Consider the following 16,192-nt stretch of genomic DNA (forward strand, 5'->3'; position numbering starts at 1 on the left):
GCGCGGCTGAGGGGCTGCGCCGACAGGGAGAACTTCATGCTGAAAAACATGCTGAAGGCGACGGTGTTCGCCACCACCATGGCTCTCGCGACCGGGGCCTTCTATACGCCTGCCTTCGCCGAAACGGTCTACAACCGTGGCGCCGCCGCCGAGGCGGAGACGGTCGATCCGCACAAGACGTCGACGGTCTACGAGGCCGATATTATACGCGACCTGTTCCAGGGCCTCGTCATGCATGATCAGAAGACGAACCTCATTCCGGGCGCCGCCGAGAGCTGGACGGTGTCGGATGACGGCACCGTCTACACCTTCAAGCTGCGCAAGGACGGCCTCTGGTCCGACGGAACCCCGGTGACGGCAGACGACTTTGTCTATTCGTTCCATCGGCTGGAAGATCCCGCCACCGCTGCGGAATATGCCTCGATGCTCTATCCGGTGAAGGGCGCCGAGGACTTCAACACCAAGAAAGGCAAGGCCGAGGATATGGGCGTGAAGGCGATCGACGCCAACACGCTTGAAGTCACGCTGAAGGCTCCGACGCCCTATTTCCTGGAGATGCTGACCCACCAGGCGACCTATCCGGTCAACAAGGCTTCCATGGACAAGCTCGGCGCCGACTGGATCAAGCCGGGCAAGCTGGTTTCCAACGGCGCCTACACGCTGGCGGAGTGGGTTCCCAACGACCACATGAAACTGGTCAAGAACCCGAAGTTCTGGGACGCTGCCAGCGTCAAGCTCGACGTGGTCAACTATATCCCGACCGAGGATCGCTCGTCGGCGATGAAGCGCTTCGAGGCTGGCGAACTTGACAGCTATGGTGACCTGCCGACCGAACAGCTCGCCGATCTCAAAACCAAATTCGGCGACCAGGTCCGTGTCGGGCCATATCTCGGCACCTATTATTATGCGATCAAGACCGATAAGGCGCCTTGGGACAATGTCGAGCTGCGCAACGCCATCTCGATGGCGATCGACCGCGACTTCCTGGCCGAGAAGGTCTGGCAGAATTCCATGCTGCCCGGATATTCTATGGTGCCTCCGGGCATCGAGGGCTACACGCCGGCACTGGCCAAATATGCGGACATGCCGCAGATCGACCGCGAGGACGAGGCCAAGAAAATCCTGGAAAAGCTCGGCTACACGCCCGAGCACCCGTTGAAGATGGAAATCCGCTACAACACCTCGGAGAACCATAAGAACACCGCGGTCGCCATCCAGGAACAGCTGAAGCCGCTCGGCGTGGAGGTGACGCTTCTCAACACCGACACCAAGACCCACTATAGCTTCCTCGAGCAGAAGGGTAACTACGACGTCGCCCGCGCCGCATGGATCGCCGACTACAAGGATCCGGAAACCTTCCTTGGCATCTCGCGCAAGGCGAGCGGCAACAACTACTCGAACTACAACAGCCCTGCCTATGAAGCCGCCATGGACAAGGCGGCCGCTGCCGGCGGCAAGCCCGAGGAGCGCATGAAGGACCTCGCCGCGGCCGAGCGCATCCTCGTCGACGATGTCGGCGAGATCCCGCTGCTCTACTACAGCTATCACGACATCGTTTCCTCGAAGCTGCATGGCTTCGACGACAACGTCATGGACATTCATCCGTCCCGCTTCATCTCCAAGGACTGACAAGAAACCTTGGCCGTGCCGCCGCTCCCTTTTGGGGAGCGGCGGTCGCGGTCTGTCGTCGTGCCGGGCCGAAAGTCGAGTTGGATTTTCAGGCTACCCGGTGCGAAGATCAGAAATGCCGGCGCGCCACGGATCTTCGACTGGAGAGCTGTCGCCCTGGCTGAAGCGGGGCGCCGATGCTGCGTTATGTCTTCCGGCGGTTGTTGACCGCCATTCCCACGCTGTTCGTCATCGTGACGGTGGCGTTCTTCCTGATCCGCGTCGCGCCAGGCGGCCCGTTCAATCAGGAACGGGGCCTGAGCCCTGAGATCAGGGCCAATCTCGAAGCCCAGTTCGGCCTCAACGATCCGCTCTGGCTGCAATATCTCCACTATCTCGGCAATCTTTTGCGCGGCAGTTTTGGTCCGAGCTACAATCTGCCGGATTTCACCGTCACCGAACTCTTCGCCAAGGGCCTGCCGATCTCGGTGCAGATCGGCACCTCGGCGCTGGTGCTGGCGCTGCTGTTGGGCTCGATTCTCGGCACTATCGCGGCGCTCAACCAGAATAAAATAGCCGACTATTCGGTGATCGCTCTAGCCACGGCCGGCAGCACCATCCCGACCTTCGTCACCGCGCCGGTGATCCAGCTCGTCTTCGGACTTTCCTGGAAGCTGCTGCCGATCGGCGGTTGGGGCGACGGCGCCCTCATCAACAAGGTCGGCCCGGTGTTGACGCTGGCCTTGCCGCAGATCGCGATCGTCGCGCGCCTGATGCGCGGCTCGATGATCGAGAGCCTGCGCTCGCACCACATCCGCACCGCCCGGGCGCTCGGCCTTTCCGACTGGTCGGTGGTGGTCAAGCACGCGCTGCGCGGCGCTGTCCTGCCGATCGTCTCCTTCACCGGTCCGGCGGCCGCGTCACTGCTCACCGGCTCGATCATCGTCGAGACGATCTTCTCCATCCCCGGCGTCGGTCGCTATTTCGTCGATGCCGCGCTCAACCGCGACTACACGTTGGTCATGGGAACCGTGGTGGTGATCGCGCTCTTCACCATCGTCTTCAACCTGATCGTCGATCTCCTCTACGCGGTGGTCGATCCGAGGGTGCGCTATGACTGAGCTCGCCGTCGCCGTACCCGAGCCGATCGTCGGCCGCTCGCTCTGGGGCAATGCCTGGGCGCGGCTCAAGCGCAACCGCGCCGCCATGCTCAGCCTCTATTACCTGGCTTTCATCGCCGTCATCAGCATTTGCGGTCCCTGGGTCGTACCGCATGAATACACGACCATCTATGGCGACTATGTGCGCATGCCGCCGAGCCTCTCGGCCTATCCGAAGCCCGACATGATCCAGGGCGCGCTGAGCGACGCCATCAAGCGCATGCGCGCCGACATCAAGGAATGGCACCAGGACGGCAATCGCATCATCGTCACCGTCACCTCGACCAAGCCGATCGACGACCGCAACGTCCGCTATCTCGACCGCTCCGACGCCTTCGACGACACCAGGATCGAGAACAAGTCGCCCGACGGCCTCGAAGTGACGATGAGCTCGGCCGTGAAGCAGCAATATTTCTTCTTCGGCACCGACAACACCGGTCGCGACCTGCTCTCTCGCACGCTGATGGCCGGACGCATTTCGCTCGCTATCGGTCTGCTTGCCGGCGTCGTGGCCGGCGTCATCGGCGTCATCTACGGCGCGACCGCAGGCTTTGCCGGCGGCCGCGTCGACGAGGTGATGATGCGCATCGTCGACGTACTTTATTCGCTGCCCTTCATCTTCTTCGTCATCATGCTTGTGGTGTTCTTCGGCCGCAACTTCGTGCTGATGTTTTTAGCGGTGGGCGCGGTGCTGTGGCTCGACATGGCGCGCATCGTGCGCGGCCAGGCGCTGTCGATCCGCAGGCAGGAATATGTCCAGGCGGCGGAGGCCATGGGCGTCGGCCAGCGCGGCATCCTGCTGCGCCATGTCATTCCGAACCTCCTCGGCCCGGTCGTCATCTACATGACGCTCTTGGTGCCGCAGGTGATCATCCTGGAGAGCTTCCTCTCCTTCCTTGGCCTCGGCGTGCAGGAGCCGATGACCAGCTGGGGCGTGCTGATCTCGGTCGGCGCCAAGAACATCGGCTATGCCAACTGGCTGCTCCTGTTCCCGGCCTTCTTCCTCGTCTCGACGTTGTTCGCGCTGAATTTCGTCGGCGACGGCCTGCGCGACGCGCTCGACCCGAAGGATCGATAAGATGGGGAGCGCTGACATGGCCGCCGAAACGATCCTCAGCGTCAAGGATTTGCGCGTCCGCTTCCAGACCCTCGACGGCACGGTCGAGGCCGTCAAGGGCATCAATATCACGGTCAATGCCGGCGAGACGGTCGCCGTCGTCGGCGAATCCGGCTCCGGCAAGAGCCAGACGATGATGGCGGCGATGAGCCTGCTTTCCTCCAACGGCGAGGCCACGGGCCAGGTCGACTATCGCGGGCAGAACCTTCTGACGATGACCAAGAGCGAGCTCAACAAGGTGCGCGGCCGCAAGATCAGCATGATCTTTCAGGAGCCGATGACCTCGCTCGATCCGCTCTACACCATCGGCAACCAGTTGATGGAGCCGATCCGGCGGCATCGCGGCCTGAATGCCCAGGCCGCGCGCGAAGAGGCGCTGAAGCTGCTAAGGCTGGTGCACATCCCCGATCCCGAACGGCGGATGAAATCCTATCCGCACGAAATGTCGGGCGGCCAGCGGCAGCGCGTCATGATCGCCATGGCTTTGGCCAATGATCCCGACATCCTGATCGCAGACGAGCCGACGACCGCGCTCGACGTCACCATCCAGGCGCAGATCCTGATGCTGCTGGCCGAACTGCAGCGCAAGCTCGGCATGGCCATCGTCTTCATCACGCACGACCTCGGCATCGTGCGCCGTTTCGCCGACCGCGTCTATGTCATGCGCCAGGGCGAGGTAGTAGAGGAGGGCGCGGCGGAAGCGCTCTTTGCCAATCCTCAGCACGCCTACACCAAGATGCTGCTCGCGGCCGAGCCGACCGGCAGCAAGGCGGCGCCGCCGGCCAATTCGCCGGTGCTGCTCGAAGGACGCAATGTCGAGGTCGTGTTCAAGATCGGCGGCGGCTTTCTCGGCGGCGAGCCCCTGATGCTGCGCGCGGTCGACAGGATCTCGATCCGGCTGAAGCGCAATCAGACCATCGGCATCGTCGGCGAATCCGGTTCGGGCAAGTCGACGCTCGGCCGCGCGCTGCTGAGGCTCTTGCCCAGCGAGGGCGTCATCCGCTTCGGCGACCGCGATATTTCCGAAGCCGACCGCCGGGCGATGCGGCCGCTCAGGCGCGAATTGCAGCTCGTCTTCCAGGATCCGTTCGGTTCGCTGTCGCCGCGCATGACCGTCGGCCAGGTGATCACCGAGGGGCTTCTGGTGCATGAGCCCTCGCTGACAGGCAAGCAGCGCGACCAGCGCGCCGTCGAGGCGCTGCGCGAGGTCGGCCTCGACCCCAACGCCCGCAACCGCTATCCGCACGAATTTTCCGGCGGCCAGCGCCAACGCATCGCCATTGCCCGCGCCATGATCCTCATGCCGAAAGTGGTGGTGCTGGACGAGCCGACCTCGGCGCTCGACCGCTCGGTGCAGAAGCAGATCGTCGAGCTCTTGCGCAAGCTGCAGGCCGACCACGAACTGTCCTACCTCTTCATAAGCCACGACCTCGCGGTGGTGCGCGCCATGGCCGACTACATCATCGTCATGAAGCAGGGGAAGATCGTCGAGGAAGGCCCAACCCAGGAGATCTTCGACAATCCGCGCGAGGCCTACACGCAGACGCTGATGAACGCCGCGATCGATTCGACACGATTCAGAATGAGCGCCTGAAGCCGGGGCGAGCCTGGCCTCGCTCGCCTCAATGCGCGGATGGGCACCTCTGGCTGCGCGTCGCGACAATCACCTGCTGCTGTTGCTGCAGGCGTTCGATCCGAGCGCTTTCGCGATTGGCAACCACCGTCTTCACACGTTCGCCGCCGAGCAGCCAGTTCGGTACACTGGTGTTGGCGACCTCGCCGCGGGCGATCGCGGTGCGTGAAATATCGGTCGCGGTCTCGCCGACCGCATTGTTGAGCTCGGGGCAGTTCATCTTGTCGTATTTCGTAGGATTGATCGACGCGGTGGTCGACGAGCAGCCTGCCGCCAGAAGCAGCGTCGCGATCGAGATGGGTATGCGCTTGAATGTCATTCTCTCATTCAGTCGCTCTGCGGACTCCGCGCTCCACAAACCCAGGACAATACACCATTAGGTCAAAGTAAGGGCCGGCTGTCGAGCGCAATAAGCGGCAGTAGCCAATCGGCTCACGGCCCGACGATGAAAAGTCAACGAGGCGCGGGATTGCAAGCGTCCAAGTGCTTGTTTTTTCTGGTCGGAGTGGCAGGATTTGAACCTGCGACCCCCTCGTCCCGAACGAGGTGCGCTACCAGACTGCGCTACACTCCGTGACCAGACCGCGGGCTTATAGCTGCCGCTTTCCGATCCTGCAAGCGTCAATGACAGCACTTCTGTCGCATTTCCTTTCTTTCGCGAAGCTTGCCCGAATGGCTTAGGATTTGGCTGCCGGGTAAAGGTGGGCTTAAAGGCTTTTGTCGTAAGTCCAGGGCATCGGAGCCGGACGTTTGACAAGGTCGTTCATGAGCCACCGCATCGTCAGTTTTGTCATGAGTGGCGGCGTCGGCTCGCGGCTGTGGCCGCTGTCGCGCGAGGACAATCCCAAGCAGTTCCACGATTTTTCCGGCGACGGCTCGATGCTCGCGAAAACCTTGCGGCGCTTGGCAGCGCGGCCGCAGGGCGAGACGCCGATCTTCCTGATCGCCGCGGAGCGTCACGCCGAGCGCGTCCATGCCGACCTTGCGGGCATCGACCTCGGCGGCGGCGGGCCGCTGTTCGAGCCGACGGGGCGCAACACGGCGGCCGCGGTGGCGCTGGCCAGCCTGCGCACGCTCTCCGAATATGGCGACGAACTGGTTCTGGTGGTGCCGTCCGATCATGAGATTTCGACGGCCGCTCAGTTCTGGCAGAGCATCGAGGCGGGCGCGGGCGCGGCAAATGCCGGGCGGCTCGTGGTGTTCGGCCTCAAGCCGACTCAGCCCGAGACCGGCTACGGCTATATCGAGGTCGGGACCGGCAGGGACGGCGTCTTCGACGTCTCGCGCTTCGTCGAGAAGCCCGATCTCGCCACCGCGCAGGCCTATCTCGACGCCGGCAGTTTCTACTGGAACACCGGCATCTTCCTGTTCCGCGCCGGCGCCATGCGCGACGCCTTCGCGGCCTATGAACCGAAAATCTGGCAGGCGACGCAAGCCGCCTACGAGGCTGCGACCAGCGATCTGTCCGGCCTCTACATGCCGCTGGAGCTTTATTCCGCGATCCCGTCGACCTCGATCGACTACGCCATCATGGAACGCGCGAAAGACATCGCCATGGTGCCGGCGGGCTTCCGCTGGAACGATCTCGGCTCCTGGCAGTCGTTGCTGGACGTCGGCCCGTCCGATGGGCAGGGCAACGTCATCGTCGGAGATGTCGTCGCCATCGATTGCGAGAACTCCTATATCCGCAGCGAAGGTCGCCTGCTGTCGGCCATCGGTATGAAGGACGTCGCCATCGTCTCCACGGCCGACGCCACCTTCGTCGCCCCTGTCAGTCATAGCCAGCACGTCAAGAAGATCGTCGAGCAGTTGGAGAAATCCGGCCGGCTGGAAACGCGGTTCACGCCGGCGCATGACCGCGTCATCGAGAGCGGCGCCTGGCGGCGGCGCGTGCGCCACTGGCTGTTCGAGGAGACGCTGCCGCTGTGGTCGACGGTCGGCGTCGACGAGCGCCATGGCGGCTTCCACGAGGCGCTGGGCTTCGACGCTTCGCCGCTGATGAAGCTCAAGCGCATGCGCACGCAGGCGCGCCAGGTCTACGCGTTCGCGGTCGCCAAGGAGCGCGGCTGGGACGGCCCGGCCGACCGGCTGATCGCGCATGGCATCGACTTCATGGCGGGGCAGGGCCGCACGAAGCGGGGCGGCTGGGTGCGCACGCTCAACATCGACGGCTCGGTCGCCGATCCGGTCGAGGACGCTTACGATCATTCCTGCGTGCTTCTGGCGCTGGCGCATGCCCATATGTCGGGCCATCCCGACGCGTTGCGGCTCGGCGAGGAGACGTTCGCCTTCCTCGATGCGCATCTGGAAGACGCCCGCATGACCGGCTTTCTGGAAACCTCCGACGGTGCGGAAGAACGGCGTTCCAATCCGCATATGCACCTGCTCGAGGCCTTCCTCGCCTGGCACAGGGCGACCGGCGAGCGCGCCTATCTGCGCCGCGCGGCGCGCATCATCGACCTTTTCCGCAGTCATTTCTTCGATGCCGAAAGCTGGACGCTGGGCGAATATTTCGACGAAGGCTGGAAACCGGCCGCGGGCGAGAAGCGGAACTGGACCGAGCCTGGCCATCATTTCGAATGGGCCTCGCTGCTGGTCGATTTCGCCGCCCGCAGCGGTCAGGGTGAACTCACCGCTTTCGCCCGCAAGCTCTATGCCTCGGCCGTTGCCAATGGCCTCAACCGCGCCACCGGCCTTGCCTATGGCGCCGTCTCGCGGCAGGGCCTGCCGCTCGACACGGTCTCGCGAAGCTGGCCGCAGGCCGAGGCGATCAAGGCGGCGATCGCGCTCGACGGCTCGGGCGGGCCGGACCTCAAGCCCGAGATTGAGGCGCGCGTCGGCCGCCTGTTCCGCTGGCATATCGACCCGGCGCCGCTCGGCCTCTGGATCGACCGCATCGACGAACGCGGCCGCTCACTGGCGACCGAAGTGCCCGCAAGCATCTTCTACCATCTGGTCTATGCGCTGACACAGTATTTGGACGGGACGGCGGGCAGCTCTCAGTAAGGCGCCGCCACGTCCCCCGTCTCGACATAAACCGCCTTGAGCTGCGAATAATGCGCCAGCGCGGCCAGCGAGTTCTCGCGGCCGATGCCGGACTGCTTGACGCCGCCGAAGGGCATTTCGACCGGGGTCAGATTATAGGCGTTGATCCAGCAGGTGCCGGCCTGCAGTTCGGCAATCACCCGGTGGGCGCGCGGCAGGTCGCGCGTGAACACGCCGGCCGCCAGCCCGAACTCGATGTCGTTGGCGCGCTCGATCACCTCGTCTTCGCTATCGAATTTCAAGACGCTCATCACCGGCCCGAAGATCTCTTCGCGCGCGATCCGCATCGTATCGGTGACATTGGTGAACACGGTCGGCTCGATGAAGAAGCCGCCCTCGAAACCTTGCAACGAGGGCACATTGCCGCCGCAGGCGAGGCTCGCACCTTCCCGCTTGCCGGCTTCGATATAGGAGACGACCTTCTCCTGCTGCGCCTTGTTGACCAGCGGCCCCATCTGCGTTTCGGGATCGAGCGGATCGCCGATGCGTATTTTTTTCGTCCGCTCGACCAGCCGCTCGACGAAACGGTCATGAAGGCCTTTCTGCACGAAGACACGCGTGCCGTTGGAGCAGATCTGGCCGGTGGAGTAGAAATTGCCGAGCATGGCGCCACCGATGGCGTTCTCGAGATCGGCGTCGTCGAAGACGATGAGCGGCGACTTGCCGCCAAGCTCCATGGTGGCGTGCTTCATCTTGGAGCCGGCGAGCGACAGCACCTTGCGCCCCGTGGGCACCGAGCCGGTCACCGAAACCTTTGCCACGACGTCATGGCCGACGAGGCCGGCGCCGACATCGCCATAGCCTTGCACGACGTTGAACAACCCGTCGGGCAGGCCGGCCTCCGAGTAGATCTCGGCCAGCGCCAGCGCCGACAGCGGTGTGTTCTCCGAAGGCTTGAATACCATGGCATTGCCCATGGCCAGCGCCGGCGCCGACTTCCAGCCGGCGATCTGGATCGGGTAGTTCCAGGCACCAATGCCGACACAGACGCCGAGCGGCTCGCGGCGCGTGTAGGCGAAAGGCCCGCCGAGATCGATCATCTCGCCATTGAAGGCGGCGACCGCTCCGGCGAAATATTCCAGGCAGTCGGCGGCCGAAGGCGCATCGGCCACCAGCGTTTCCTGGATCGCCTTGCCGGTGTCCAGCGTTTCGATCCGCGCCAGATCGGCGTTGCGCGCGCGCAGAATGTCGGCGGCGCGGCGCAGGATGCGGCCGCGCTCGACCGGCTTCAGCCGCGCCCAGGCCGGCTGGGCGGAGCGGGCCGCCTCGATTGCCAGCTCCAGAACGTTCGGCGTCGCCGAATGCAGCGTCGCGATGGTTTCGCCGGTCGCGGGATAAATCACCGGCAAAGGCGCGCCGCCTTCGTCCTCGATGTAGCGGCCGTTGACATAATGCGATGCCGTCGGCTGAGCGCGCATGGCTTATCTCCGTTCATTGGTCGCTGGGCGGGGAGGGCGCCCGCCTCGACAATGCCCTATCGGTCCGCCACCTGCCAGCGCGGATTGATCCAGGGTTCCTGGTTGGATGGCGCCAGCGGCGTGCGGCCGAGGATATGATCGGACGCCTTCTCGCCGGTCATGATCGACGGCGCATTGAGATTGCCGTTGGTCACCCGCGGGAAGATCGAGGAATCTGCGACACGCAGCCCCTCGACGCCGATCACCCGGCATTCCGGATCGACGACGGCGGTCGGATCGTCGGCGCGGCCCATCCGGCAGGTGCCGCAGGGGTGGTAGGCGCTTTCGGCATGGTCGCGTATGAAGGCGTCGAGCTCGTCGTCGGTCTGCACATGGCTGCCCGGTGAAATCTCCTTGCCGCGAAAGCCGTCGAAAGCCTTCTGGCCAAAAATCTCGCGTGTCAGCCGGATGCAGTGGCGGAACTCGCTCCAGTCGTCCGGATGCGACATGTAGTTGAAGCGGATCACCGGCTTCGTCTTTGGATCCGGCGAGCGCAGCGTCACTGAGCCGCGCGACTTCGAGCGCATCGGCCCGACATGCGCCTGGAAGCCGTGCGACTTCGCCGCCGCCTTGCCGTCATAGCGCACCGCCGCGGGGATGAAGTGGTACTGGATATCCGGGTAGTCGACGCCGGCCTGCGAACGCACGAAGGCCGCGGCCTCGAAATGATTGGTGGCGCCAAGCCCGCTCTTGAAGAACAGCCACTGCGCGCCGATCAATGCCTTGGAGAAGGGATTGAGCACGGAGTTCAGCGTGATCGGCCTGGTCGATTCCTGTTGGATGTAAAGCTCCAGATGGTCCTGCAGATTGGCACCGACGCCCGGCCGGTCGGCGATAACCTTTATGCCGTTTTCCTGGAGATGCGCGCCCGGGCCGATGCCGGAGAGCATCAGGATTTTCGGCGAGTTGATCGACGATGCCGCGACGATCACCTCACGCCGCGCCTTAACGACCTGAATCTTTTTGTTAGCTTCGATCTCGACCCCGACGGCGCGTTGATTCTCGATCACCACGCGCCGCGCGAAACCTTTGAGCAGGCTAACATTCTTGCGTTTGAGAGCCGGCTTCAGATAGGCGTTCGCAGCGGACCAGCGGCGGCCGCCCAGAATGGTCTGCTCCATCGGCCCGAAGCCTTCCTGCTTCGAGCCGTTGTAGTCGTCGGTGAGCTCGAAACCGGCCTGGCGGCCGGCCTCGACAAAGGCACCGTAGAGCGGATTTTTCCGCGTCCCGCGCTGCACATGCAGTGGCCCGCCTTTGCCGCGCCAGCCATCCTCGCCGCCCTCGGAATCCTCCATGCGCTTGAAGTAGGGGAGCACGTCGGCGAAGGCCCAGCCGGCCGCACCCTGTTCGGCCCAATGGTCGAAGTCATGCGCATGTCCGCGCACATAGACCATGCCGTTGATCGAGGAGGAGCCGCCGATCACCTTGCCGCGCGGCGTGGCAAGCACGCGGCCGCCGAGATGCGGCTCCGGCTCGCTGGCGAAACCCCAGTCGTAGAGGCTCATGTTGAGCGGGATCGACAGCGCCGACGGCATCTGGATCAGCGGCCCCATATCGGTGCCGCCGAACTCGATGACGATCACCGAGTGCTTGCCGTCCTCCGACAGGCGATAGGCCATGGCCGAGCCGGCGGAGCCGGAGCCGATGATGACGAAATCCGCTTCAAGCATCGTTCATATGCGCCATAAAATCGGCGAGCGAGACATTGCCGCCGGTTGCAACCACAAGGACCGATTTTCCCGCCACATCCACCTTGCCGCCGAGAAGGGCGGCGAGCGATGCGGCACCCGAAGGTTCCAGCACCAGCTTCATCCGCTCGAAGGCGATCTTCATCGCCCGCCGCACCGAGGCGTCGTCGACGGTGACGCCGCGCACTCCGGCGGCACTCACCGCCGCGAAGGGCGCGTCGCCGGGCTTGCGCGCCATCAGCCCGTCGCAGATCGATTTCGGCCCGATCGGCATGGTCTCGATCGCGCCATGCGCCAGCGAGGAGCCCATGCCGTTGAAACCCTCCGGCTCGACGGCAATGATCTCGGTCCTGGGCGACAGATAATGGAAGGCGAGCGAGACGCCGCCGATCAGCCCGCCGCCGCCGACAGAGCAGAACACCAGGTCGGCATGCGCCTTCTTCGCTGCCAACTGTTCGAGCGCTTCCAGCCCCGCGCCGGCCTGGCCGGCGACGATCTCCGGATCGTCGAAGGGATGCAGCAGGGTGAGATGCTCGGTCTCGGCGATCTCGCGCGCCTTTGCAGCCGCAACTTCTTCGCGGGCGCGCTCGCCATGGTCGGTCAGCACCACCCGCGCGCCATAGCCGGCCGTCGCGTCGCGCTTGGCGGCTGGCGCGTCGATCGGCATGACGATGGTGACCGGGATGCCCAGCGCCTGGCCGGCGGCCGCCAGCCCTTGCGCGAAATTGCCGGAGGAATAGGCCACCACGCCCTTCTTAGCTTCATCCGGCGTAAGCCGGTTCAGCCGCCAATAGGCGCCGCGCACCTTGAAGGAGCCGGCCCATTGCAGCGACTCCGGCTTGACGAAGACGCGCGCGGCGCCGGTTTCCCTGGCCAAAGCCGCAGACTCCAGCAGCGGCGTCAACTGCGTGGCCGCCGAGGTGACGGCATAGGCCCGCTTCAGATGATCAAGCGTAGGGACGAGAATGTCTGCCATCATTCGCCTCTCGGATACCGTTTGCTCTCCTCGAGATTGTCGAGGTTCATGTGATTGCGCATGTAGCGCTCCGACGCTTTCTGCAGCGGCTGGAACTCCCATGGGTAGTAAGCGCCGTTGCGCAGCGCCGGATAGATTACCCAGCGGCGCGCCTGGCTTTCGCGCACGGCGGCGTCGAAGCTCGCCATGTTCCAGCGTGCGCGGACTTTTTCCATGAAGGCTGACACCAGGTCGGCGTAAGCGGGGCTGGCGGCGAGATTGTCGAGCTCGCGCGGATCGGCGTCGAGGTCGAAGAGCTGCGGCGGATCGAGCTCGCAATGGACGAATTTGTATTTGCCCTCACGGATCGCCACCATCGGCGCGTAGGAGCCTTCGGCTGCATATTCCATCAGCACCGGCGCCGAGCGCTCCTTACCGCCGGCGAGCGGCAACAGCGACTGGCCGTCCGTCCATGGCGAAATCGCACTCATGTCGATGCCGGCGAGGTCGCAGAGCGTCGGCGCCACGTCGAGATTGGAGACAGGGGCCGTGATCAGCCCGGCCTCGATGCCCTTACCGGCCATCATCAAAGGCACCCGCGCCGCGCCCTCGTAGAAGCACATCTTGAACCACAGGCCGCGCTCGCCCAGCATGTCGCCATGGTCGGAGCAGAACAGCACGATCGTGTCGTCGAGCATGCGCGTGCGCTTGAGAACGTCCAGAAGCTCGCCGACTTTGTCGTCGAGATAGGAGATGTTGGCGAAATAGCCGCGCCGCGAGCGGCGGATCTGCTCCGGGGTGATGTCGAAACTGTCGTAGTCCGATGCCTTGTAGAGCCGCTTCGAATGCGGGTCCTGGCTATCATAGGGGATGAAGCCCACCTCCGGCTCCAGCACCGGGCAATCCTCGTAAAGGTCCCAGTATTTGCGCCGGGCGACATAGGGATCGTGCGGATGCGTGAAGGAAACGGTCAGGCACCAGGGGCGCCGGTCCGCATCATTCGACACGCGGGCGAATTCATAGAGCTTCTGCGTCGCGTGGAAGGCGACCTCGTCGTCATACTCCATCTGGTTGGTGATTTCGGCGACCCCGGCGCCGGTCACCGAACCCAGATTGTGGTACCACCAGTCGATGCGCTCGCCGGGCTTGCGATAGTCCGGCGTCCAACCGAAATCGGCGGGATAGATGTCGGTGGTGAGACGCTCCTCGAAACCGTGCAACTGGTCGGGACCGACGAAATGCATCTTGCCGGAGAGCACCGTGTGATAGCCGGCGCTGCGCAGGTGATGCGCATAGGTCGGGATCGAGGAGGCGAATTCCGCGGCGTTGTCGTAGACCTGCGTGCGCGACGGCAGTTGCCCGCTCATGAACGAGGCGCGGCCCGGGGCGCAGAGCGGCGAGGCGGTATAGGTGTTGGCGAAGCGCGCCGAGCGCCGAGCGAGCGCCTTCAGATGCGGCGCATGCAGGAACTCGGCCGGGCCGTCCGGGAAGAGCGTGCCGTTGAGCTGATCGACCATGACGATCAGGAAATTGGGTCGCCGGGTGGTCAAGGCAGGCTCCGTCCATTGAGCTTGGTTTCGAGATAGTCTTCGATAAGCGCGATGGCGCTCTGAGCGTTGGGGGTGCCGTCCTTCAGCGCGCGACGGATGTAGAGCCCGTCGATCAGCGCGGCGGTCGCTTCCGCCACGCGGTCGGCCTCGTTCCGCGGCAGAATGCCGGTCAGCCCGCTCATCAGGTTCGAATGCAGCCGGCGCGCGTAAATGCGCAGCAGCCGCCGCAGTTCGGTCGATTTCTGCGCCTCGACATAGAAGGCGAGCCAGGCGGCGATGATCTGAGACTGGAATTGATCGTCGGAAAAGCTGACGGCCACGACCGCCGAGACGCGCTGGCGCGGCGTCGCCGCAAGGCTGAACGCACGCCTCGTGTCAGTGTTGAGCTCGGCGAGGATGTGCCGCATCGTCGCGAACAGCAGCTCGTCCTTGGCGCCGAAATAGTGATGCGCCAGCGCCGACGACACGCCGGCGCGGCCGGCGATCTCCGACATTGTCACGTCCAGCGATCCGCGCTCGCCGATCGCTGAAATCGTCGCATCGATCAGCGCCTTGCGGCGCACTGGCTCCATTCCGATTTTCGGCATTTTGGGGGTCCGGTTCGAGTCGAGATTATTTTTTATTGACTCATCAATCAATAAAAAATCGACACCGGGATCAAACGATCCTGCCGTTCTGGCCCATGCCTTGGGCTGGAAAACAGTTCACCATTGAACAATATTGAATCACGTGCCGCGAAGGATCGTGCTAGGCTGCGGCGCAAATGGAGGCTGCCATGACCGCATGCATCGTCGGCTGGGCGCATTCGCGCTTCGGCAAGCTCGAAGGCGAGACGCTGGAGGGCCTGATCACCAAGGTTGCCGTCGAGGCGCTCGACCATGCCGGCATCGGCCCCGACGATGTCGACGAGATCGTGCTTGGTCATTTCAATGCCGGCTTCTCGCCGCAGGATTTCACCGCGAGCCTCGTGCTGCAGGCCGACGACCGGCTGCGCTTCAAGCCGGCGACGCGCGTCGAGAATGCCTGCGCCACTGGCTCGGCCGCGGTCCGGCAGGGTATCCGCACCATCGACGCCAACGCCGCCCGCATCGTGCTGGTAGTCGGCGCCGAGCAGATGACGACGACGCCTGGTCCCGAGATCGGCAAGAACCTGCTCAAGGCCTCCTACCTGCCGGAAGATGGCGACACGCCGGCCGGCTTTGCTGGGGTCTTCGGCAAGATCGCGCAGGCCTATTTCCAACGTTATGGCGATCAGTCGGATGCGCTGGCCATGATCGCCGCCAAGAACCACAAAAACGGCGTCGACAACCCCTATGCGCAGATGCGCAAGGATTTCGGCTATGAATTCTGCCGCCAGGAGAGCGAGAAGAACCCGTTCGTTGCCGGACCGTTGAAGCGTACCGATTGCTCGCTGGTCTCGGACGGCGCCGCGGCCCTTGTGCTTACCGACACGGCGACGGCGCTGAAGATGCGCCGCGCCGTGACCTTCCGCGCCAACGAGCATGTGCAGGATTTCCTGCCGATGTCGAAGCGCGACATTCTTTCTTTCGAAGGCTGCGAGCGCGCTTGGGAGCAGGCGCTGAAGAAGGCCGGGGTCACGCTCGACGACCTTTCCTTCGTCGAGACGCATGACTGCTTCACCATCGCCGAACTCATCGAATACGAGGCGATGGGCCTTGCCAAGCCAGGCGAGGGCGCCAGGCTGGCGCTGGATGGCGCGACGGCCAAGGACGGCCGCCTGCCGGTCAATCCGTCCGGCGGCCTGAAGGCCAAGGGCCACCCGATCGGCGCCACCGGCGTGTCGATGCATGTGCTGACCGCCATGCAGTTGACCGGTGAGGCCGGAGGCATCCAGGTTCCGGGCGCCAAACTCGGCGGCATCTTCAACATGGGTGGTGCCGCGGTCGCCAACTACGTTTCCATCCTCGACCGGATCAGGTAGAAGCGGCCCGCATTAAAAGCGCCCCAGGGCGCGTGCG

General features: G+C 64.2%; 12 protein-coding genes and 1 tRNA gene. 6 read left to right on the forward strand and 7 right to left on the reverse strand.

All coding sequences use genetic code 11. From position 1 onward, the window contains the following. The first annotated feature begins 36 nt into the window (after nucleotides 1–36). The 4 genes from MJ8_RS10280 to MJ8_RS10295 all read left to right on the forward strand — a co-directional run bounded on the left by MJ8_RS10280 (nucleotide 37) and on the right by MJ8_RS10295 (nucleotide 5,479). Nucleotides 37–1,629: a peptide ABC transporter substrate-binding protein gene (locus tag MJ8_RS10280; protein WP_201414269.1), complete on the forward strand. Its 1,593-nt coding sequence runs from the start codon at nucleotides 37–39 to the stop codon at nucleotides 1,627–1,629. A 176-nt stretch (nucleotides 1,630–1,805) separates the two neighbouring features. Continuing rightward, nucleotides 1,806–2,729, forward strand: coding sequence for an ABC transporter permease subunit (locus MJ8_RS10285; protein WP_201414270.1), 924 nt, complete (start codon nucleotides 1,806–1,808; stop codon nucleotides 2,727–2,729). Continuing rightward, complete coding sequence (locus tag MJ8_RS10290) at nucleotides 2,722–3,846, forward strand: ABC transporter permease (RefSeq protein WP_201414271.1); 1,125 nt, start codon at nucleotides 2,722–2,724, stop codon at nucleotides 3,844–3,846. The genes MJ8_RS10285 and MJ8_RS10290 overlap by 8 nt, the downstream gene beginning before the upstream one ends. A gap of 16 nt (nucleotides 3,847–3,862) precedes the next feature. Further along, entirely contained in the window at nucleotides 3,863–5,479 is a 1,617-nt protein-coding gene (locus tag MJ8_RS10295; RefSeq protein WP_201414272.1) for an ABC transporter ATP-binding protein, read from the forward strand. A gap of 28 nt (nucleotides 5,480–5,507) precedes the next feature. Here MJ8_RS10295 and MJ8_RS10300 read toward each other — a convergent pair whose 3' ends face one another. Then, nucleotides 5,508–5,837, reverse strand: coding sequence for a hypothetical protein (locus MJ8_RS10300; protein WP_201414273.1), 330 nt, complete (start codon nucleotides 5,835–5,837; stop codon nucleotides 5,508–5,510). A 178-nt stretch (nucleotides 5,838–6,015) separates the two neighbouring features. After that, a tRNA-Pro gene (locus tag MJ8_RS10305) sits at nucleotides 6,016–6,092 on the reverse strand. A 191-nt stretch (nucleotides 6,093–6,283) separates the two neighbouring features. On the opposite strand from MJ8_RS10305, the gene MJ8_RS10310 reads away from it, so the two are divergent. Then, nucleotides 6,284–8,524 carry an AGE family epimerase/isomerase gene (locus MJ8_RS10310; protein ID WP_201414274.1) on the forward strand — a complete coding sequence of 747 codons (2,241 nt, stop codon included), beginning with the start codon at nucleotides 6,284–6,286 and terminating at the stop codon, nucleotides 8,522–8,524. On the opposite strand, the gene betB is transcribed toward MJ8_RS10310, so the two are convergent. Genes betB through betI form a run of 5 tightly spaced genes read right to left on the reverse strand, consistent with a single transcriptional unit; the run spans nucleotide 8,518 to nucleotide 14,800 of the window. Then, entirely contained in the window at nucleotides 8,518–9,981 is a 1,464-nt protein-coding gene (betB, locus tag MJ8_RS10315; protein WP_201414275.1) for a betaine-aldehyde dehydrogenase, read from the reverse strand. The genes MJ8_RS10310 and betB overlap by 7 nt on opposite strands. A gap of 56 nt (nucleotides 9,982–10,037) precedes the next feature. Next, nucleotides 10,038–11,690 carry a choline dehydrogenase gene (betA, locus tag MJ8_RS10320; protein ID WP_201414276.1) on the reverse strand — a complete coding sequence of 551 codons (1,653 nt, stop codon included), beginning with the start codon at nucleotides 11,688–11,690 and terminating at the stop codon, nucleotides 10,038–10,040. After that, nucleotides 11,683–12,687 carry a threonine/serine dehydratase gene (locus tag MJ8_RS10325; RefSeq protein ID WP_201414277.1) on the reverse strand — a complete coding sequence of 335 codons (1,005 nt, stop codon included), beginning with the start codon at nucleotides 12,685–12,687 and terminating at the stop codon, nucleotides 11,683–11,685. The genes betA and MJ8_RS10325 overlap by 8 nt, the downstream gene beginning before the upstream one ends. Beyond that, on the reverse strand, nucleotides 12,684–14,213 hold the full coding sequence (betC, locus tag MJ8_RS10330; protein WP_201414278.1) for a choline-sulfatase: 1,530 nt from the start codon (nucleotides 14,211–14,213) through the stop codon (nucleotides 12,684–12,686). The genes MJ8_RS10325 and betC overlap by 4 nt, the downstream gene beginning before the upstream one ends. Then, complete coding sequence (gene betI / locus MJ8_RS10335) at nucleotides 14,210–14,800, reverse strand: transcriptional regulator BetI (RefSeq protein WP_201414279.1); 591 nt, start codon at nucleotides 14,798–14,800, stop codon at nucleotides 14,210–14,212. Before betI ends, betC begins: the two co-directional genes overlap by 4 nt. A 188-nt stretch (nucleotides 14,801–14,988) precedes the next feature. Between betI and MJ8_RS10340 the strand changes: the two genes are divergently transcribed. Next, nucleotides 14,989–16,155, forward strand: coding sequence for an acetyl-CoA acetyltransferase (locus tag MJ8_RS10340; protein WP_201414280.1), 1,167 nt, complete (start codon nucleotides 14,989–14,991; stop codon nucleotides 16,153–16,155). The last annotated feature ends 37 nt before the right edge of the window (nucleotides 16,156–16,192 follow it).

Source organism: Mesorhizobium sp. J8 (assembly GCF_016591715.1).
In the GTDB taxonomy this organism is placed as follows: Bacteria; Pseudomonadota; Alphaproteobacteria; order Rhizobiales; family Rhizobiaceae; genus Mesorhizobium.

Excerpts from the sequence above, each read along its gene's own strand:
- MJ8_RS10280 (WP_201414269.1), top strand. The coding sequence starts at position 37 with ATGCTGAAAAACATGCTGAAGGCGACGGTGTTCGCCACCACCATGGCT.
- MJ8_RS10285 (WP_201414270.1), top strand. The coding sequence starts at position 1,806 with ATGCTGCGTTATGTCTTCCGGCGGTTGTTGACCGCCATTCCCACGCTG.
- MJ8_RS10290 (WP_201414271.1), top strand. The coding sequence starts at position 2,722 with ATGACTGAGCTCGCCGTCGCCGTACCCGAGCCGATCGTCGGCCGCTCG.
- MJ8_RS10295 (WP_201414272.1), top strand. The coding sequence starts at position 3,863 with ATGGCCGCCGAAACGATCCTCAGCGTCAAGGATTTGCGCGTCCGCTTC.
- MJ8_RS10300 (WP_201414273.1), bottom strand. The coding sequence starts at position 5,837 with ATGACATTCAAGCGCATACCCATCTCGATCGCGACGCTGCTTCTGGCG.
- MJ8_RS10310 (WP_201414274.1), top strand. The coding sequence starts at position 6,284 with ATGAGCCACCGCATCGTCAGTTTTGTCATGAGTGGCGGCGTCGGCTCG.
- betB (WP_201414275.1), bottom strand. The coding sequence starts at position 9,981 with ATGCGCGCTCAGCCGACGGCATCGCATTATGTCAACGGCCGCTACATC.
- betA (WP_201414276.1), bottom strand. The coding sequence starts at position 11,690 with ATGCTTGAAGCGGATTTCGTCATCATCGGCTCCGGCTCCGCCGGCTCG.
- MJ8_RS10325 (WP_201414277.1), bottom strand. The coding sequence starts at position 12,687 with ATGATGGCAGACATTCTCGTCCCTACGCTTGATCATCTGAAGCGGGCC.
- betI (WP_201414279.1), bottom strand. The coding sequence starts at position 14,800 with ATGCCGAAAATCGGAATGGAGCCAGTGCGCCGCAAGGCGCTGATCGAT.
- MJ8_RS10340 (WP_201414280.1), top strand. The coding sequence starts at position 14,989 with ATGACCGCATGCATCGTCGGCTGGGCGCATTCGCGCTTCGGCAAGCTC.